1 protein-coding gene is annotated in these 741 nt (G+C 52.8%); it reads right to left on the reverse strand.

Annotated features, from left to right (window positions below):
• The coding region (locus KE626_RS34500) for a hypothetical protein (RefSeq protein ID WP_211977717.1) at positions 1–741 on the reverse strand (741 nt) is incomplete at both ends.

A 741-nucleotide genomic window follows, 5' to 3' on the forward strand; every position in this document is an offset into this window, starting at 1 on the left:
TCTGGCTGATTTATAACCGGCTGGCAGCGACATTTTTATCGCCGTGCTGTTGCCTTCGTTTAATGTAACACTATCTGCCGTCAGCGTCAGGATCTTCTGCGCCGGATCAGTGATATCTTTTATGTAAATGCTGGTGCTGGTAGCTGGCAGATTTGTGTTGCCTTTGTTACCATCTACCTTTACAAATCCTTCATCACTAAATACTTTGTTGGTCAGCGTTTTCACCGGGGTGGCTGTACCACTGCCCGCGCCGGCGGCAATGGTAATAAACGTTGGAATGCTGTCGTATCGGTCGTCGCCAACGGTAGATGCTATTGCATCTTTCGCCAGGCTGATCGTCCAGGCTTTTCCGGCTTTCCAGTTATGCGGGAAGGTAGCGGTGATAACAGCGCTCTGGCCTTCGTTCACACTGTCCGGTGCAGCACTTAGTTTGATCGAATCGCCCGCCGGGAATGGATACTGCGCATCTTTGATCGTCAGGTCAAGGGTAGCTGGCAGGAAGGTGTATATCGTGCTGTAAGCATCACTCACCGCCGGTGTCACGTGAATATCTTCCACATCTTCCACCAGTATATCGGCTGCCACCGGCAACAGGGCGGCGCCGGTAGCGCCGGTGAAGGTGGTATCTGCCGGCAGACTGTAATCCGTACCACGGATAGCCGTGCCCGTAGCCGGCAGCGATACTTTAATTGGTATCTCGGTGGTTACACCTGCTGGTAAAGCAAAACCGATCTGCTGGTG

Origin of the sequence: Chitinophaga hostae, from assembly GCF_018224885.1 — a bacterium.
Taxonomy (GTDB): domain Bacteria; phylum Bacteroidota; class Bacteroidia; order Chitinophagales; family Chitinophagaceae; genus Chitinophaga; species Chitinophaga hostae.